Source organism: Burkholderia sp. SRS-25, assembly GCF_004343765.1.
Taxonomy (GTDB): Bacteria; Pseudomonadota; Gammaproteobacteria; order Burkholderiales; family Burkholderiaceae; genus Burkholderia; species Burkholderia contaminans.
In genome coordinates, this window is record NZ_PTXM01000030.1 from 41,351 (window position 1) to 57,925 (window position 16,575).

Here is a 16,575-nt window from a genome sequence, read left to right on the forward strand (position 1 = left end):
CGCATCAGACCCGATCGGACAGACGGCAGGATTCATCTTGAATACCGAACCGCAAAGTTCTCGTTACAGTCTCGGGCTCGCGGCGGAAGTGCTCGCGTCCGAGCAAAGCGTGCTGAGGCTGATCACGCGCAACACACCGCTGCCGGAGCTGCTCGTCGAGGTCTGCCGGCGCGCTGAAGCTTTGCTCGGCGAAGGTGCATCGTGCACGATCCTGCTGCTCGATAGCGACGGCACGCATGTGCACGTCGGCGCAGCGCCATCGCTGCCCGTGCAGTACAGCACGGCGATCGAAGGCGCGTCGATCGGGCCTGCGGCCGGCTCGTGCGGCACGGCGATGTACCTGCGCCGGATGGTCGTCGTCGAAGACATCGAAACCGATCCCCTGTGGGCCGACTACCGTGCGGTCGCACTGCCGCTGGGCTTGCGCGCGTGCTGGTCGGTGCCGTTCCTCGACGAGGCGGGCGTCGTGCTCGGCGCGTTCGCCGTCTATCACCGCGCGCCACGCCGGCCGGGCGACGAGGAAACCGCACTGCTGCGCGATATCGGCAACAGCGTCGGCCTCGCGGTGCACCAGGACCGGATCGCGCGACAGCTCGCGCGCAGCGAGGAACATCACCGGCTCGTGGTCAACAGCCTGAACGAAGGGATCCTCGTGGTGTCGCGCGACGGCGTCGTGGTCGCGAGCAACCCGAGTGCGAACCGGATGATGCGCGTGAAGGGCGACCTCGTCGGCCGCCGGCTGTCGACGGTGATCCTGCGCAAGCTGCACGAGGACGGCACGCCGATCGCACCCGACGACTGGCCGAGCCGGCGCGCGCTCGAGACGGCCACGCCGCAGCTCGACTACACGGTCGGCTTCGGCCTCGCGGACGGCGACATCATCTGGGTGCGCGGCAACGCGGTGCCGATCGTGAGGCCCGGCGAGAAGCAGGCCGACTCGGTGCTCGTGTCGTTCAACGACATCGGCCCCGTGCGCGAAGCGCAGCAGCAGTTGCGCTACCTGGCGACGCGCGATGCGCTGACGGGCCTCTACAACCGCCGCTGGCTCGGCGACCGCATGCGCGAGCTGTTCGGCGGACACGATGCGGCGGCCGGCGGGCCCGCGCGCGTCGCGATCCTGTTCATCGATCTCGTCGGTTTCAAGAAGGTCAACGACACGGCCGGTCACGACGTGGGCGACGCGCTGCTGCGCAGCGTGGCGGCGCGGCTCGCGGCGTGCGGCGGCGGCCAGTACGCGCTGACGCGGGTCGGCGGTGACGAGTTCGTGATCCTCGTCGACGATTGCGACGATCCCGACCGGCTCGCGGTGCTCGCGCGCGAGGTGATCGACGCGATCGCCAAGCCGTTTGCCATCGCGGACAACGAATACTGGCTCGGCGTGTCGATCGGGATCAGCGTTGCGCCGCGCGACGGCGACGATGCCGTCACGCTGATGCGCAATGCCGATTCGGCGATGTACGATGCGAAGCAGCGCGGCCGCAACCACTTCACGTTCTTCACCGCGCAACTCAACCTGCGGCTGCAGCGCCGCTTCGCGATCGAGCAATCGCTGCGGCGCGCGCTTTCGTCGGACATGCTGCGGCTCGCATACCAGCCCGTCGTCGATGCGCGCAGCGGCCGCACGGTCGGCGCCGAGGCGCTTTTGCGCTGGACGAGCCCCGAGCTCGGGCCGATATCGCCGGCGGAGTTCATTCCGGTCGCGGAAGATACGGGGCTGATCGTCGCGATCGGCCAGTGGGTGCTCGAAACCGCGTGCCGGCAGGCGGCCGAATGGCGCCGCACGATCGCGCCCGACATGATGCTGGCCGTCAACCTGTCGCCGCGGCAGTTCCACGAAGGGCTCGTCGAATCGGTCGATCGCTGCCTCGCGCAGACTCGGCTCGATCCGTCCGCGCTCGAACTCGAGATTACCGAAGGACTGCTGATGAACGACACGGACACCGTGCTGCCGATGCTCGAGGCGCTCACGGACATGAACGTGCGGATCTCGGTCGACGATTTCGGCACCGGCTATTCATCGCTCGCGTACCTGAAGCGCTTTCCGCTGCACAACCTGAAGGTCGACCGCTCGTTCGTGTCAGGCGTGCCCGATCATCATGACTCGGTGGCGATCACGCAGGCCGTGGTCGCGATGGCGCATTCGCTCGGGATGAAGGTCACGGCCGAAGGCGTCGAGACGCAGGCGCAATCGTGGTACCTGCAGCAGATCGGCTGCGACATGCAGCAGGGCTATCTGTTCAGCCGCCCGCTGGACCCGAGCGACTACGCGCGCCGGCTCGGCGCCGTGTGAGCGGGTACGCGTTCGGCGTTCAGTCGACGCGTGGCCCGCCGAAACCGCCGGGGACCGGCGTCGTCGGCGTCGCATCGATCTCGACGCGGTTCTTGCCTTCGTGCTTCGCGCGATAGAGCGCGCGGTCGGCGGCTTCGATCAGCACGGTCGTCGGCAGGCCCGGCATCGGCACGATGCTCGCGCCGCCGATGCTGATCGTCACGGTGTTGCCGGTCGACGAATGCGCGTGCCGCAGTCGCAGCGCCTCGACCGCGAGGCGGATCTTCTCGCCGAGCAGCCGCGCGGCACCGGGTGACGTGGCCGGCATCACGACCGCGAATTCCTCGCCGCCGAAACGCGCGGCGAGATCGCCCGACTGGCCGAGGCAGCGCTCGATGGTCGACGCGATCTGCTTGAGCACGCTGTCGCCCGACACGTGGCCGTACGTGTCGTTGTACAGCTTGAAGTTGTCGACGTCGATCATCAGCAGCGACAGCTCGCTGCGCTCGCGCGTGCCGCGCCGCCATTCGGCGGCGAGGTATTCGTCGAGATAGCGCCGGTTCGACAGCCCGGTCAGGCCATCGGAATGCGTGAGGCGCCGCAGCTCGAGATTGGCTTCGAGCAACTGCTGCTGCGATTGCCGCAGCGCGCGATAGGCCTCGTCGCGCTGCAGCAGGTTCATGTACGAGCGCGAGTGGTAGCGCACCCGCGCGACGAGTTCGATGCGGTCGGGCAGCTTCACGAGGTAGTCGTTCGCGCCGGCCGCGAACGCGGCGCTCTTGATCACGGGCTCTTCCTGCGTCGACAGCACGATGATCGGCACGTCACGCGTCGCCGGATTCGTGCGGTACGCCTTCACGAGGCTCAGCCCGTCGGTGCCGGGCATCACGAGGTCCTGCAGGATCACGGTCGGCCGCGTCTCGATCGCGGTGGCCATCGCGTCGTCCGAACGCGGGCAGTAGTGGAAATCGATGCCTTCCTCGTCGACGAGCGCGCGTCGCACGGCTTCCGCGACGATCGTCTGGTCATCGACCAGCAGCACCATCGCCGGCACGTCGACGGGCGGCGTGTAGGGGCCGCCTGGCGGGCGAGTCGGGTCAATGGTCATGGTCGATGCGGGTTGTTGCGGTTGTTGCAGGGGCAAGCATGGGTGTTGCGCGTGTTCATCGTCGGGCTCAGATTCTCGCGAGCGCCGCCAGCTCGCCCGCGATGCGTCCGAGCGGCAGGATCGCGCGCGCCGCGCCGAGTGTCGCGGCCGCTTTCGGCATGCCGTACACGGCGCTCGTCGCCTCGTCCTGCGCAATCGTATGGTAGCCCTTCATCCGCAGCGCCTTCAGGCCGATCGCGCCGTCGCGGCCCATCCCGGTGAGCAGCACGCCGATCACGCGGCCGGGCCAGTGCTCGGTCAGGCTGTTGAAGAACACGTCGACCGACGGGCGATACGGCGTGGCGGCCGGCTCGCGCGTGTATTCGAGCGTGCCGGCACGTGTGATGCGCAGGTGGTCGTCGGTCGCGGCGAGCAGCGCGACGCCCGGCTGCGGGCGGTCGCCTTCGTGCGCGACGCGCACGGCGAGCGGGGTCTGGCCGTCGAGCCATTGCGCCATGCCCTCGGCGAACGCGCGGTCGACGTGCTGGACGATCACGATCGGTGCACCGAAATCGGCCGGCAGGCCGCCGAGAATCGACGCGAGCGCACCGGGGCCGCCGGCCGATGCGCCGATCGCGACCAGCGGGCCGCCGCCGGCGCGGGAGGCCGTGCCGGCGAGGCGCGTGCCGCCGGGCGCGTCGAGCAGGCGGCCGATCTGGTCGATCTTCGCGAGCAGCAGGCGGGTCGTGTCGCCGGCCGCGCCGTCGCCGAGCCGCGGCGTATCGACCGCGTCGAGCGCGCCGGCGCCCATCGCCTCGAACACGCGCCATGCATTCGCGCCGATGCAGCTCGTCACGATCAGGATCGCGCACGGTCGTTCGGATCGCATGATCCGCCGCGTTGCTTCGATCCCGTCGAATTTCGGCATGATCAGGTCCATCAGCACGACATCGGGCGGCTGCGCGGCGCACAGCTCGACGGCTTGCGCGCCGTCGGTCGCGACCCACAGCACGCGGTGCTCGGGCCGGCGCGCGATCGCGCGGCGCATCGCCTCGACGGCAAGCGGGAGGTCGTTGACGATGCCGATGTTCACAAGCGGAATTCTCCGGTCGGTTCGTAATGTTGGAGGTGGGCCGGGTTCATGGAAGGGGCTGCCTGTTCGGCGCCGCCGGGCGGCATCGGCGGCCGGACGGCACGGCATTCTTTTGGTTGGCGACGCCCGAATGCTGTCATGCGGCGCGGGCGGCGGCAATCGAAAAATTCGCGCATTGTGCCGTTTCAGTGCGTTTCCTCTATGACCGTGGAGTGTTTGCCGAGCGCCGTGGAGCGGGGGCGGCCCGCGCGTGCGTGTCCGGCGGTTTCCGCGCGACCGGCAGCGGAAGCAGGCATGTTACCGTGGCGGCTTCGATAAAAAAGACGGGGAGCATGCCGGATGAGCGCGCCCGACATCGTACTGGTCAGCCGCGATCCGTACGCGCCGATCGTGACCGAGCACGACGGCCGGTTGCTGTACAGGATCCATATCGAGAGCGGGCACGCGTCGTTCCACCGCGATTTTCCGGTCGATCCGGACGCGGTGCGCGTGCTGCGCGACGACGCCGAGCGCTTCTACTTCCTGTTCGCGGCGCTTCACCATCCGTATCAACTGAGCGCAACGAACCTGTCCGACGCGCAGCGCGAACGCTACTTTCGCACGATCCTGTTTGCCGGCCGCGACGAAGTCGAAGCGTTCATGACGGAACTCGACCGCGCCAGCAACGGCGCGGTCGCGAACCTGCTGAGGATCTTCACGCAGGCCGACTACCGGCACCTGCGCGCGGGCCGATGGTTCGACACGGGCGCCGGCACGCCGGCCGCGTAGCGCCCACGCCCGCCCGTCATCCGCTTCGACGGGCGCAGCCGCGCCGTCAATGGCTGCGCGCGTACCCCTGGATCAGCGCGCGCATCATGCCTTCGACCGTCGCGTCGAGCAGGTCGGCTTCCTGCTCGGACTCCTCGACGAGCGCGGCATACGCGGTCGCGAGCGTCACGCGATCGACCTCATGGCGTTGCTCCATCAGCGTCACCATCCCGTCCTTCGCCAGATGAGCGGAGAACGCGCGGCTGCCGATGGTCTGGAATACGTCAATCATGGCGGCTCTCCCGTCCGTTGCCGATGCTTTCCAGTGTAGTCGGCGCACCGGGGCTCCGCCATGCGCGGCGGCCCGCTGCACGCCGCCTGCGGGGCGGTAACACGCGTGCCGCGACCGGCGCGTTCGCGCCGTCCGGCCGTCCTCCGATTCCTCCGACGAAACACCACCGACACATGGCCCGGGCACGGTGTTCGCACGCTTCAACGTTTACCCGAAGCGGTAAATTGTCGACTTTTTGTCGATAAAGTCTCGTGTTAGATTGCGCCGTCAGAGCCCGGTCCAAACCGGGCAGGCGGCGCAGGCCAAGGCGCCGCGCGTCCGATCCAAGGAGGAGCAATGCTGGTGCTGATTGGGGTGCCGATCGTCGTGATCGGCTTTGCGCTGCGCTTCAATGCGCTGCTGGTGGTCACGATCGCGGGGCTTGCGACGGGGCTGGCGGGCGGGCTGAATCTCGTCGACATCGTCAGCGCGTTCGGCAAGGCGTTCACCGAAAACCGCTACATGGGGCTCATCTGGCTGACGCTGCCGGTAATCGCGCTGCTCGAGCGCAACGGGCTCAAGGAGCAGGCGAAGCGGATGATCTCGCGCGTGCAGGCGGCCACCACGGGCCGCGTGCTGATGCTGTACTTCGTGCTGCGCCAGGCGACGGCCGCGCTCGGTCTCACGTCGCTCGGCGGCCATGCGCAGATGGTGCGGCCGCTGATCGCGCCGATGGCCGAGGCCGCCGCGGTCAACCGGCATGGCGAACTGCCCGATTCGGTGCGCCAGCAGATCCGCGCGCATGCATCGGGCGCCGACAACGTCGCCGTGTTCTTCGGCGAGGACATCTTCATCGCGATCCAGTCGATCCTGCTGATCAAGGGCTTTCTCGAACAGAACGGCATCTCCATCGAGCCGCTGCACCTGTCGGTGTGGGCGATCCCGACCGCGATCGCCGCGCTCCTGATCCACTGCACGCGCCTCGCGCTGCTCGACCGCCGGCTCACGCGCGGCTTCGGCCTGGTGGGCCAGGGGGGCGCGCGATGATCGGGCTCGAATCGCTGTACACGCTCGCGGGGCTGATGTTCGCCGCGTTCGCATTCTTCAACCTGACCGATCGCACGAACCCGCGCCGCGTCGTCAATTTCGCGTTCTGGGCGATCTACGCGGTCACGTTCCTGCTCGGCGCGTTGCTGCCGCATTTCGTGACGGGCTGCCTCGCGATCGCGCTCGCGGTGATCGCCGGCTCGGGCAAGCTCGGGCGCGGCAAGTCCGACGAAGCCGGGGAAGCGGCGGCCACGAGGCGCGAGACGCTCGCGCAGCGTTTCGGCAACAGGCTGTTCCTGCCCGCGCTGCTGATTCCGGTCGTCACGCTGATCGGCACGTTCGCGTTGAAGCTCGTGCCGTTCGTCGACCAGAAGAGCGTGACGCTGATCTCGCTCGTGCTCGGCACGATCGTCGCGTTCGTCGTCGCGCTCGCGATGCTGCGCGATTCGCCCGTGCATGCGGTGAGGGAGGCACGTCACACGATGGACGCGGTCGGCTGGGCCGCGATCCTGCCGCAGATGCTCGCGGCGCTCGGCGCGCTGTTCGCGGTCGCGGGTGTCGGCGGCGTGGTGTCGGGGCTCGTGAGGGAGTGGGTGCCGATCGATTCGCCGTTCGCGGTGGTCGCGGCCTACACGGTCGGCATGGCGCTGTTCACGATGATCATGGGCAACGGCTTCGCCGCGTTCCCCGTGATGACGGCCGGCATCGGCCTGCCGCTGATCGTCCACCAGTTCCACGGCAACCCGGCGATCGTCGGCGCGATCGGGATGCTGAGCGGCTTCTGCGGTACGCTGATGACGCCGATGGCCGCGAACTTCAACATCGTGCCGGCGGCGCTGCTCGAACTGAAGGACAAGAATGGCGTGATCAAGGTGCAGTGGCCGACGGCCTTGCTGCTGCTCGCCGTGAACACGCTGCTGATGTATGCGTTCGCATTCCGCTTCTGACGAGATCCCCATGACCGACCGACTGACCCCCGAACTCGCCTCGAAATTCGCGTCGCTCGCGCTCGCGCACCTGACCCGCGAATATCCGAACAAGCTCACGCATTCGCTCGAAGGTTCGCACGACGTGCAGGGGCCGCGCGCGCTGCACCCGATCTTCTACGGCAGCTACGACTGGCACTCGTGCGTGCACGGCTACTGGCTCGTGTTGCGCGTGCTCGAACGCTACCCGGCATTGCCGGAGGCCGAGCGCATCGTCGCGATCGTCGATGCGCACTTCACCGATGCGAACGTCGCCGGCGAGCGCGCATATCTCGCGCTGCCGCACAACAGCGGCTTCGAGCGGCCGTACGGCTGGGCGTGGCTGCTTGCGCTGTCGGCGCAGCTGGAGCGGCTCGCGCTGAAGGGGGCGATGCCGCAGGCCGCGCGCTGGGCGAAGACGATGGCGCCGCTGACCGACCTGTTCGTGTCGCGCTTCGAGACCTTCCTGCCGAAAGCGACCTATCCGCTGCGGGTCGGCACGCACTTCAACACCGCGTTCGCGCTGGCGCTCACGCTCGATTTCGCGCGCGACACGCAGCGGGACGGGCTCGCGGCGCTGATCGTCGATACCGCGAAGCGCTGGCACCTGAACGATGTCGCGTGCCAGGCGTGGGAGCCGTCGGGCGACGAATTCCTGTCGCCCGCGCTGATGGAGGCGGAGCTGATGCGGCGCGTGCTGTCCGCTGCCGAATTCGACGGCTGGTTCGCGCGCTTCCTGCCCGATCTCGCGCGCGGCGAGCCGGCGACGCTGTTCGAGCCGGCGACGGTCAGCGATCGCAGCGACGGAAAGATCGCGCACCTCGACGGGCTGAACCTGAGCCGCGCATGGTGCCAGCGCGCGCTCGCCGGTGCGCTGCCGGAAGGCGATGCGCGACGCGCGAAGCTGCTCGAGGCGGCCGACCGGCATCTTGCGAGCGCGCTCGCTCACGTGGCCGGCGACTACATGGGCGAGCACTGGCTCGCGACGTTCGCGTTGCTCGCGCTGGAGGCGTAGCGCGCGAAACCCCGCCGGCGGCAAGGTCTTCGGCACGCGGCTATACTCGCCGCTCGGGTTGCATCGCGCCGCATGCGTTGCGCGATGCGGCCATCTGTCTCCTTGCCGCCTCGACATGGACAAGCTCATTTCCTACGTTGCCGCGATCCACGGACTCTCGGGGCCGGTGTCGATCGTGTCGCACACGACGTCGCACGATCGCTGGACCGACGACGATGTCGAGGTCACCCGCGACGAAACCGAATACCGCTTCGACAACGGCGCGATCGTGCGCCGCTCGGTCGAGCAGGACCGCGCGCCGTCCGACCTGCTGTGCGCGGAATGCTGGATCGACTACGACGTGCTCCGCCATCCCGATGCACAGCCGATCGGCCCGACGCGGATCACGTTCGACAACGCCTGCCGCGAGACTTTCTGGTTGCGTTATCACCTGGCTTGAACGTTTCGACGCGTTAGCGCGTAACGGCAATCAACCCGGCGGCGCACCTTCGGCCGCATGCAGCAGCGGCGCGAGCCGCGTAGCCGCTTCCCGCATCTTCGGCACGTTCTCCAGCAGATCGTTGAGCGTCGCGCGCGCGGTCGGCGCATGCACGGCGAGCGCCGCGAGCACGCGGCCGCTTGCTGCCTCCTTCACCGGCACCGCAACCGCCACCATCCCGCGCACGAACTCCTCGTTGTCGATCCCGACGCCGCGCGCGGCGAGCCGGTCGAGCTCGGCCGCGAGCAACTGCGCATCGGTCAGCGTCCGGTAGGTCATCTTCTTCAGCGTGAGCCGCGCGAGCATCGCGTTGCGCTCCAGCGCATTCAGCTGCGACAGGAACAGCTTGCCGCTCGCCGTGCAATGCAGCGGCACGCGCATGCCGGGCCGCATCTCGAGCCGCAACGGCTCGGTCGTCTCGACGCGTTCGACGTACAGCACCGTGTCGCCGTCGAGCGCGGTGAGGTTGCAGGTTTCGCCGAGCACGTCGACGAGCGCACGCAGCACCGAGCGGCAGCCGCGCGTGAAGGTGTTGTTCGACAGTGCCGCGAGCGCGAACTGCGCGGCGCGCGGGCCAAGCGCGATGCCGCGGTCGTGGCCGCGCGAGTCGGGCATGTGGATCACGTAGCCGCGCGTTTCGAGCGATTCGATCAGGCGCAGCAGCGTCGCCTTCGGAATGTGCAGCCGTGCGGCGAGCTGCGACAGCGTGTACGGCTGGCCGGCCGACGCGAGCGCTTCGAGCACCGCGAGGGCGCGCAGGACGCGCGCGTCGTCGGCGGGCGCGCCCTCGGGCGGCGCGGGGGCGGTGTCGCGCATGTGTCTCCTCCGTCGGGATCGGCGTGCGTCCCGGGATGGTGTGTGCGATGGAAATGAAACGAATTGAACGGTTTTTGTACCACATTCGCGGCGTGGACAATAAATCGGCTTGTATGCGCTCCGTGTGCTCAATAAATTTGGACGAAACATACCGGATTCTTCAAATACCCCGGAACGGAGACACGGAATGACACGCAGCTTCGACTATGTCGTGGTCGGCGCGGGATCGGCCGGTTGCGTCCTCGCCAACCGGCTGTCCGACGGCGGCCGCCATACGGTGTGCCTGCTGGAAGCCGGCCCCGCCGACAAATACATGTGGATCCACGTGCCGATCGGGTACGGCAAGACGATGTTCCATCCCGTGTACAACTGGGGCTTCCACACCGATCCCGATCCGAACATGCACAACCGCCGCCTGTACTGGCCGCGCGGCCGCACGCTCGGCGGCTGCAGTTCGATCAACGGGCTGATCTACGTGCGCGGGCAGCAGCAGGACTACGACCACTGGGCCGCGCTCGGCAATCGCGGCTGGAGCTGGCGCGAGTGCCTGCCGTATTTCCGCAAGCTCGAACACAACACGCTCGGAGAAGGGCCCACGCGCGGCACCGGCGGCCCGCTGTGGGCGTCCGCGATCCGGCAGCGGCACGAACTCGTCGATGCGTTCGTGGCCGCGTCGAACCGGCTCGGCGTGCGCACGGTCGACGATTTCAACACGGGCGACCAGGAGGGCGTGGGCTACTACCAGCTCACCACGCGCAACGGGCTGCGTTGCTCGACGGCGGTGGCCTACCTGAAGCCCGCGCGCGGGCGGCCGAACCTGCATGTCGAAACCGATGCGCAGGCGCTGAAGGTGCTGTTCGACGGCGCGCAGGCGTCCGGCGTGCGTTACGTCCAGCACGGCAAGGTGCATGAGGTGCGCGCGTTGCGCGAGGTGATTCTCGCGGCCGGCGCGCTGCAGTCGCCGCAACTGCTGCAGGTGTCGGGCGTCGGGCCGGCCGCGCTGCTGAACCGGCACGGGATTCCGGTTGTCGCCGATCGTGCGGGCGTTGGCGAGAACCTGCAGGATCACCTGCAGATTCGTCTGATCTACGAAGTGACGAAGCCGATCACCACCAACGACGAACTGCAGTCGTGGGCCGGCCGCGCGAAGATGGGGCTGCAGTGGGCGTTGTTCCGCGGCGGCCCGCTCGCGATCGGCATCAACCAGGGCGGGATGTTCTGCCGTGCGCTGCCGGACGAATCGGCGACGCCGGACATCCAGTTCCATTTCTCGACGCTGTCGGCCGATTCGGCGGGCGGCAGCGTGCATCCGTTTCCGGGCTGCACGTATTCGATCTGCCAGCTGCGGCCCGAGTCGCGCGGCACCGTGCGCATCCGCACCGACGATGCGCGCGACGCGCCGTCGATCCAGCCGAACTATCTCGACACCGAGCGCGACCGCCGCACGACGGTGGCCGGCGTGCGCTTCGCGCGACGCGTCGCGGCGACCGAGCCGATGGCGCCGCTGATGAAGCGCGAGGTGCGGCCGGGCGCGGACGCGCAGACCGACGACGAGCTGCTCGAGTTCTGCCGGGAATACGGACAGACTATCTTCCATCCGTCCGGCACCGCGAAAATGGGCGTCGCGAGCGATTCGCTCGCGGTGGTCGACGAGCGGCTGCGCGTGTACGGCACGCGCGGGTTGCGCGTGGTCGACTGCTCGATCATGCCGACCCTCGTATCGGGCAATACCAACGTGCCGATCGTGATGGTCGCCGAGAAGGCGTCCGACATGATCCTCGAGGACGCGCGCGCGGCCGATCGCGGCCGCAGCGTCGCGCCGGCCGCCGAGGCTCTCGCGTAGCGCGTCGCCACGCATCACCCGCGTGGCCCGTGCGCCTGCGCCCGGACGGCCGCCGCGCGTTCATCGATGCCCCCGCCGGCAAGGCGCCGGGGCAGGTTGCGGCGCATCCTTACCTGGAGAAGCTCGCATGGCAATCGATTCCCGGGTCGTCCGACGCGTGGCCGCGGCCAGCGTGATCGGCGCGACCGTCGAGTGGTACGACTTTTTCCTGTACGGCGTGGTCGCCGGCATCGTGTTCGACAAGCAGTACTTTCCGGCCGGCGACGCGTTCGTGTCGACGATGCTCGCGTATGCGACGTTCGCGGTCGGCTTCGTCACGCGGCCGCTCGGCGGCTTGCTGTTCGGCCATCTCGGCGACCGCGTCGGGCGCAAGTCCGCGCTGATCCTGACGATGCTGATCATGGGCGTGTCGACGGCCGGCGTCGCATTCCTGCCGACCTACGCGCAGATCGGCATGTGGGCGCCGGTGCTGCTGCTGACGCTGCGCGTGCTGCAGGGCATCGGCCTCGGCGGCGAGTGGGGCGGCGCGGTGCTGATGGCGTACGAATACGCGCCGCCGCACCGGCGCGGGCTGTATGCGAGCCTGCCGCAGATCGGGCTCGCGATCGGGCTGTGCCTCGCGGCCGGCGTGGTCGCGGCGCTGTCGCGTGCGCTGCCGGACGCCGCGTTCCTCGCGTGGGGCTGGCGCGTCGCGTTCGCGGCGTCGCTGCTGCTGGTCGCGGTCGGCTTCTACATCCGCACGCGGGTGGCCGATACGCCCGAGTTCGTCGCGCTCAAGCGGCGGCGGCGTGATACGAAGCTGCCGGTCGTCGAGCTGCTCGCCAACTATCGTCAGGCGATCCTGCTCGGGATGGGCGCGCGCTATATCGACGGCGTGTTCTTCAACGTGTTCGCGGTGTTCTCGATCGGCTACATGACGCGCAACCTGTCGATCTCGCGCGGCGACGCGCTGCTCGGCGTGATGAGCGCGGCGGTCGTGATGTGCGTGTTCATTCCGGTGTTCGGCGGCCTGTCGGACCGGCTCGGCCGCGCACGTGTGTACCGGTGGGGCGCGACGCTGTGCGGGCTGTCGGTGCTGCCCGCGTTCTGGCTGCTGCAGACGCAGTCGACCCACCTGCTCGCCGTGTGGCTCGCGCTGGTGATCCCGTTCGGGATCTTCTATGCGATGGCGTACGGGCCGGAGGCCGCGCTGTTCGCTGAGCTGTTCGACGCGAACGTGCGTTACACGGGCATCTCGTTCGTCTACCAGGTGTCGGGCATCTTCGCGAGCGGCCTGACGCCGATCGTCGCGACCGCGTTGCTGCGCGTGAACGGCGGGGCGCCATGGCTCGTCGGGGTTTACGTGATGTTGTCTGCACTCCTGTCGATCGTGTCCGCGCGGGCGATCGAGAAGCGGGGCGGCATTGACGGTGTCGCGGTGCGCGCGATGTGACGGCGGGTGGGGTGGGGCGCGGGGTCGTATCGGCGGGGCGGTTGTCGGTCAGCGCGCGGCCGTGCCCGAGCCTCGTGCCGCTAACCGTTGCCGTCTGCCGGTCGTCCGATGCTGCCGGCTGTTCGATATCCCGGTGGTGTCGGGCACGCACCGTGCCACCTGCCACCTGCCACCGGCCGCCCGCCATTCGGCCGCCCACACGCTGGTCCAAGCGAATCCGGTCCACTGGCCCTACCTGCGAAAAATCGGCCTGCCTACACTTTCCTCGACAGATCGCCGCATTGAAGCATCTGCACACGATCGACCCGAAGAGAACGATCAGGAGACAGGCATGACCAACAGGCAGTCGGCAGCATTCGCCCGTGCGGCGAGCGCGCGCCCCGCATCAGTCAGTCGAATCGCCTCGAGCGCCCGTTGCGGCGCGGCAGGCCAGCCCGCATCGGAGGTCTGAGCATGTCGACCCCTTCCATCGAACGGTCCGCGAGCGGCTTCGCCGGCGGCCGGCCGAACGATACGCGTTACGACCCGACCTACGATCCGCTCGTGTCGCCGGGGCCCGGGTGCGGCAGGCAGTACGCGCCGACCTACTGGGTCGCGACGGCCGGCACCCCGCCGCCCGACGACGGCCCCGTGACGCGCGATCTCGACGTCGACGTCGCGATCATCGGCGCCGGCTACACGGGCCTCGCCACCGCGCTGTGCCTCGCGCGGGATCACGGCATCAAGGCCGTCGTGCTGGAAGCCAATCGCACGAGCTGGGGCTGCAGCAGCCGCAACGGCGGGCAGGGGCAGAACGCATCGGGCCGGCTGTCGCGCTCGCAGTGGATCGAGCGCTGGGGCAAGGACGTCGCGCTGAAGATGCACGACGAGATCCTCGAAGGCTTCGACAACTTCAAATCGCTCGTGTCGGAAATCGACTGCGACCCGCAGCCGGGCGGCCATTTCCTGATCGCGCATCGCCCGCGCATCATGGCGAAGCTCGCGGCCGAGGCGAAGGTGTGGAGGGACGTGTTCGGCTATCCGTCCGAGCTGCTGAGCGCCGAAACCTTCCGCCGCGAATTCATCAATGATCACGAGGCGGCCGGTGCATTGCACGAGCCGGAAGGCATCGGCATCCACGCACTGAAGCTCGCATTCGGCTACCTGCGCCTCGCGCGCGAGGCCGGCGCGAAGGTGCATACGAGCAGCCCGGTGCTCGGCTTCGAGACGATCGACGGCGTGCATCATCTGCGCACGCCCGGCGGCGTGGTGCGGGCCCGTGCGGTCGGCATCGCGACCGGCGCGTACACCGCGCAGACGCTGCATCCGTCGCTGCGCAGCAAGGTGATGCCGATCCTGTCGAACTCGATGGTCACGCGCCCGCTCACCGATGCGGAGATCGACGCGTGCAATTTCCGCACGACGCAGGTGCTGACCGATACGCGCACGCTGCGCTTCTACTACCGTTTCCTGCCCGATCGCCGTCTGCAGATCGGCAGCCGCAGCGCGATCACCGGTGACGATGCGCCGAACCCGCGTCACTTCGAATTGCTGAAGGAAGGAATGGCGCGCAAGTTTCCCGCGCTGCGTGGCGTGGAGATCGACTATTCGTGGTGGGGCTGGGTCGACGTGAGCCACGACATGATGCCGCGCGTGTGCCAGCCGGACCCGCGGCAGTCGGTGTACTACGCGCTCGGCTACGGCGGCAACGGCGTGTCGTATTCGCAGCAGGCCGGCCGCCGGCTCGCCGAGCAGATCGCGGGGAAGGGCGCACGCCAGACGCTGCCGATCTTCACGTCGCCGTTGCCCGGCCACCCGTTCGCGCCGTTCCGGCGCCTCGGGCAACGGATGCTCTACCTGTCTTACTTCAGGAACGACGAAAAGCCCTGAACGTAGTGCATATCGCCCGGCGTGACGCAACGCGCGCCGGGCTGTCGAACACAATAAAAGCAACAGCAATCCGTGCGGCCGGGGCTGCAGGCGCCCCGGCACGCGCCGTCGCCGGCGACGCCTGCGCTCACCCGATGGTGGCGTGCGGGCGGCGTCCGGACAACTGGATATGGAGAAGACATGCAACCCTCGAATCAGAGTGACCTGAAGTGTGGGCTCAAGCAGCGCCACATGACGATGATCGCGCTTGGCGGCGTGATCGGTGCCGGGCTGTTCGTCGGCAGCGGCGTGGTGATTCAGCAGACCGGGCCGGCCGCGATCCTGTCGTTCCTGATCACGGGCGGGCTCGTCGTGCTCGTGATGCGGATGCTCGGCGAGATGGCATGTGCGATGCCTGCCGTCGGTTCTTTCTACGAGTACGCGCGGCTCGCGTTCGGCAACTGGCGCGGGCCCGGCAAGATGGCGGGCTTCCTGACCGGCTGGATGTACTGGTATTTCTGGGTGATCGTCGTTGCGCTCGAAGCGGTGGCCGGCGCGAAGCTGATCCAGTTCTGGCTGCCCGATACGCCCGCGTGGATCATCAGCCTGGCGCTGCTGGTCGTGCTGACGCTCACGAACCTGATCTCGGTCGGCAGCTACGGCGAGTTCGAGTTCTGGTTCTCGTCGATCAAGGTCGGTGCGATCATCGTGTTCCTGTTCCTCGGCGGCCTCTACGTGCTCGGCCTGTGGCCCGCGTCGATGCACACGACGTCGGTGCTGCCGACGCTGCTCGGCCACGGCGGCTTCATGCCGCTCGGCATCGGGCCGGTGATGAGCGGGGCGGTCGCGGCGACGGGCTTCTACTTCGGCGCTGAAATCGTCACGATCGCGGCGGCCGAGGCCAGGGAGCCGGCGAAAGCGGTCGCCAAGGCCACCAATTCGGTGATCACGCGCGTGCTGGTGTTCTACGTCGGCTCGGTGGCGCTCGTCGTCGCGCTGGTGCCGTGGAACTCGCATCAGATGGCCACACCGTACGTGAGCGCGCTCGAAGTGATGGGCCTGCCGGCTGCCGCCAACGTGATGAACGCGATCGTGCTGACGGCGGTGCTGTCCGCGCTCAATTCGGGCCTCTATGCGGCGTCGCGGATGCTGTTCGCGCTGACCCGCCACGGCGACGCGCCGGCCGCGCTCGCGAAGGTCAACAAGCGCGGCGTGCCGGTGCGCGCGATCCTGCTCGGCACGGTGTTCGGCTACGTGTCGGTCGTGATGTCGTACGTGTCGCCCGATACCGTGTTCGCGTTCCTCGTCAATTCGTACGGCACCGTCGCGCTGTTCGTGTACGTGCTGATCGCGTTCTCGCAGCTGCGCCTGCGCAAGCGTCTCGACCCGGTGGCCGCCGGCAAGCTGCGCGTCAAGATGTGGGCGTATCCGTACCTCACCTGGGTCGCGATCATCGGGATGGTCGGCATTCTCGTCGCGATGGCGTTCATCCCGGACCAGCGCAAGCCGCTGTGGCTCGGTGTCGCCAGCCTCGCCGTGCTGATCGTCGCGTACGGCCTCACGCGCCGCGGCCGCCGCGAGCATCTCGACGACAGCGAACTGCTCGCCTATCCGCCGCGGTAATGCCGGGTCATGCTTGACGCCGAAGGCCCGGCCCGCAAGCC

General features: G+C 68.5%; 14 protein-coding genes. 10 read left to right on the top strand and 4 right to left on the bottom strand.

The genetic code is table 11. From position 1 onward, the window contains the following. Window positions 1–37: 37 nt before the first annotated feature. The gene (locus C5O79_RS33670; RefSeq protein WP_046549815.1) at window positions 38–2,290 is read left to right on the top strand and encodes an EAL domain-containing protein; all 2,253 of its coding nucleotides are present in this window, start codon (window positions 38–40) and stop codon (window positions 2,288–2,290) included. Window positions 2,291–2,309: 19 nt separating this feature from the next. Here C5O79_RS33670 and C5O79_RS33675 read toward each other — a convergent pair whose 3' ends face one another. Further along, window positions 2,310–3,377, bottom strand: a complete 1,068-nt coding sequence (locus C5O79_RS33675) for a PleD family two-component system response regulator (RefSeq protein WP_046549814.1) — start codon at window positions 3,375–3,377, stop codon at window positions 2,310–2,312. Between the two features lie 67 nt (window positions 3,378–3,444). Beyond that, window positions 3,445–4,449, bottom strand: a complete 1,005-nt coding sequence (locus tag C5O79_RS33680; RefSeq protein WP_046549813.1) for a chemotaxis response regulator protein-glutamate methylesterase — start codon at window positions 4,447–4,449, stop codon at window positions 3,445–3,447. Window positions 4,450–4,788: 339 nt separating this feature from the next. On the opposite strand from C5O79_RS33680, the gene C5O79_RS33685 reads away from it, so the two are divergent. Next, the gene (locus C5O79_RS33685; RefSeq protein WP_131932128.1) at window positions 4,789–5,217 is read left to right on the top strand and encodes a hypothetical protein; all 429 of its coding nucleotides are present in this window, start codon (window positions 4,789–4,791) and stop codon (window positions 5,215–5,217) included. Between the two features lie 46 nt (window positions 5,218–5,263). Here the strand turns inward: C5O79_RS33685 and C5O79_RS33690 are convergent, their stop codons facing one another. Beyond that, complete coding sequence (locus C5O79_RS33690) at window positions 5,264–5,488, bottom strand: hypothetical protein (protein WP_039357299.1); 225 nt, start codon at window positions 5,486–5,488, stop codon at window positions 5,264–5,266. A 336-nt stretch (window positions 5,489–5,824) separates the two neighbouring features. On the opposite strand from C5O79_RS33690, the gene C5O79_RS33695 reads away from it, so the two are divergent. From C5O79_RS33695 to C5O79_RS33710, 4 genes are all read left to right on the top strand, one after another. After that, window positions 5,825–6,514, top strand: coding sequence for a DUF969 domain-containing protein (locus C5O79_RS33695; RefSeq protein WP_046549811.1), 690 nt, complete (start codon window positions 5,825–5,827; stop codon window positions 6,512–6,514). Beyond that, window positions 6,511–7,461: a DUF979 domain-containing protein gene (locus C5O79_RS33700; protein WP_046549810.1), complete on the top strand. Its 951-nt coding sequence runs from the start codon at window positions 6,511–6,513 to the stop codon at window positions 7,459–7,461. Before C5O79_RS33695 ends, C5O79_RS33700 begins: the two co-directional genes overlap by 4 nt. A 10-nt stretch (window positions 7,462–7,471) precedes the next feature. After that, window positions 7,472–8,494 (top strand): DUF2891 domain-containing protein, encoded by a 1,023-nt coding sequence (locus C5O79_RS33705; protein WP_122475445.1) that lies wholly within the window; start codon window positions 7,472–7,474, stop codon window positions 8,492–8,494. A 115-nt stretch (window positions 8,495–8,609) separates the two neighbouring features. Further along, window positions 8,610–8,933 (top strand): hypothetical protein, encoded by a 324-nt coding sequence (locus C5O79_RS33710; protein ID WP_011355604.1) that lies wholly within the window; start codon window positions 8,610–8,612, stop codon window positions 8,931–8,933. A gap of 30 nt (window positions 8,934–8,963) precedes the next feature. Here C5O79_RS33710 and C5O79_RS33715 read toward each other — a convergent pair whose 3' ends face one another. Further along, a complete protein-coding gene (locus tag C5O79_RS33715) occupies window positions 8,964–9,788 on the bottom strand; it encodes an IclR family transcriptional regulator (RefSeq protein WP_046549808.1) in 825 nt (274 codons plus the stop codon). Window positions 9,789–9,975: 187 nt separating this feature from the next. On the opposite strand from C5O79_RS33715, the gene C5O79_RS33720 reads away from it, so the two are divergent. From C5O79_RS33720 to C5O79_RS33745, 4 genes are all read left to right on the top strand, one after another. Next, the gene (locus C5O79_RS33720) at window positions 9,976–11,631 is read left to right on the top strand and encodes a choline dehydrogenase (protein ID WP_047850202.1); all 1,656 of its coding nucleotides are present in this window, start codon (window positions 9,976–9,978) and stop codon (window positions 11,629–11,631) included. A 127-nt stretch (window positions 11,632–11,758) separates the two neighbouring features. Beyond that, window positions 11,759–13,063: an MFS transporter gene (locus C5O79_RS33725; RefSeq protein WP_046549806.1), complete on the top strand. Its 1,305-nt coding sequence runs from the start codon at window positions 11,759–11,761 to the stop codon at window positions 13,061–13,063. Window positions 13,064–13,516: 453 nt separating this feature from the next. Continuing rightward, a complete protein-coding gene (locus tag C5O79_RS33735) occupies window positions 13,517–14,932 on the top strand; it encodes an FAD-binding oxidoreductase (protein ID WP_046549805.1) in 1,416 nt (471 codons plus the stop codon). Window positions 14,933–15,112: 180 nt separating this feature from the next. Beyond that, window positions 15,113–16,534 (top strand): amino acid permease, encoded by a 1,422-nt coding sequence (locus C5O79_RS33745; RefSeq protein ID WP_122475449.1) that lies wholly within the window; start codon window positions 15,113–15,115, stop codon window positions 16,532–16,534. The last annotated feature ends 41 nt before the right edge of the window (window positions 16,535–16,575 follow it).

Bases quoted from the DNA above. Each gene is read 5' to 3' on its own strand.
- C5O79_RS33715 (WP_046549808.1), bottom strand. From the start codon at position 9,788: ATGCGCGACACCGCCCCCGCGCCGCCCGAGGGCGCGCCCGCCGACGAC.
- C5O79_RS33690 (WP_039357299.1), bottom strand. From the start codon at position 5,488: ATGATTGACGTATTCCAGACCATCGGCAGCCGCGCGTTCTCCGCTCAT.
- C5O79_RS33725 (WP_046549806.1), top strand. From the start codon at position 11,759: ATGGCAATCGATTCCCGGGTCGTCCGACGCGTGGCCGCGGCCAGCGTG.
- C5O79_RS33745 (WP_122475449.1), top strand. From the start codon at position 15,113: ATGCAACCCTCGAATCAGAGTGACCTGAAGTGTGGGCTCAAGCAGCGC.
- C5O79_RS33675 (WP_046549814.1), bottom strand. From the start codon at position 3,377: ATGACCATTGACCCGACTCGCCCGCCAGGCGGCCCCTACACGCCGCCC.
- C5O79_RS33695 (WP_046549811.1), top strand. From the start codon at position 5,825: ATGCTGGTGCTGATTGGGGTGCCGATCGTCGTGATCGGCTTTGCGCTG.
- C5O79_RS33710 (WP_011355604.1), top strand. From the start codon at position 8,610: ATGGACAAGCTCATTTCCTACGTTGCCGCGATCCACGGACTCTCGGGG.
- C5O79_RS33720 (WP_047850202.1), top strand. From the start codon at position 9,976: ATGACACGCAGCTTCGACTATGTCGTGGTCGGCGCGGGATCGGCCGGT.
- C5O79_RS33685 (WP_131932128.1), top strand. From the start codon at position 4,789: ATGAGCGCGCCCGACATCGTACTGGTCAGCCGCGATCCGTACGCGCCG.
- C5O79_RS33700 (WP_046549810.1), top strand. From the start codon at position 6,511: ATGATCGGGCTCGAATCGCTGTACACGCTCGCGGGGCTGATGTTCGCC.
- C5O79_RS33735 (WP_046549805.1), top strand. From the start codon at position 13,517: ATGTCGACCCCTTCCATCGAACGGTCCGCGAGCGGCTTCGCCGGCGGC.
- C5O79_RS33705 (WP_122475445.1), top strand. From the start codon at position 7,472: ATGACCGACCGACTGACCCCCGAACTCGCCTCGAAATTCGCGTCGCTC.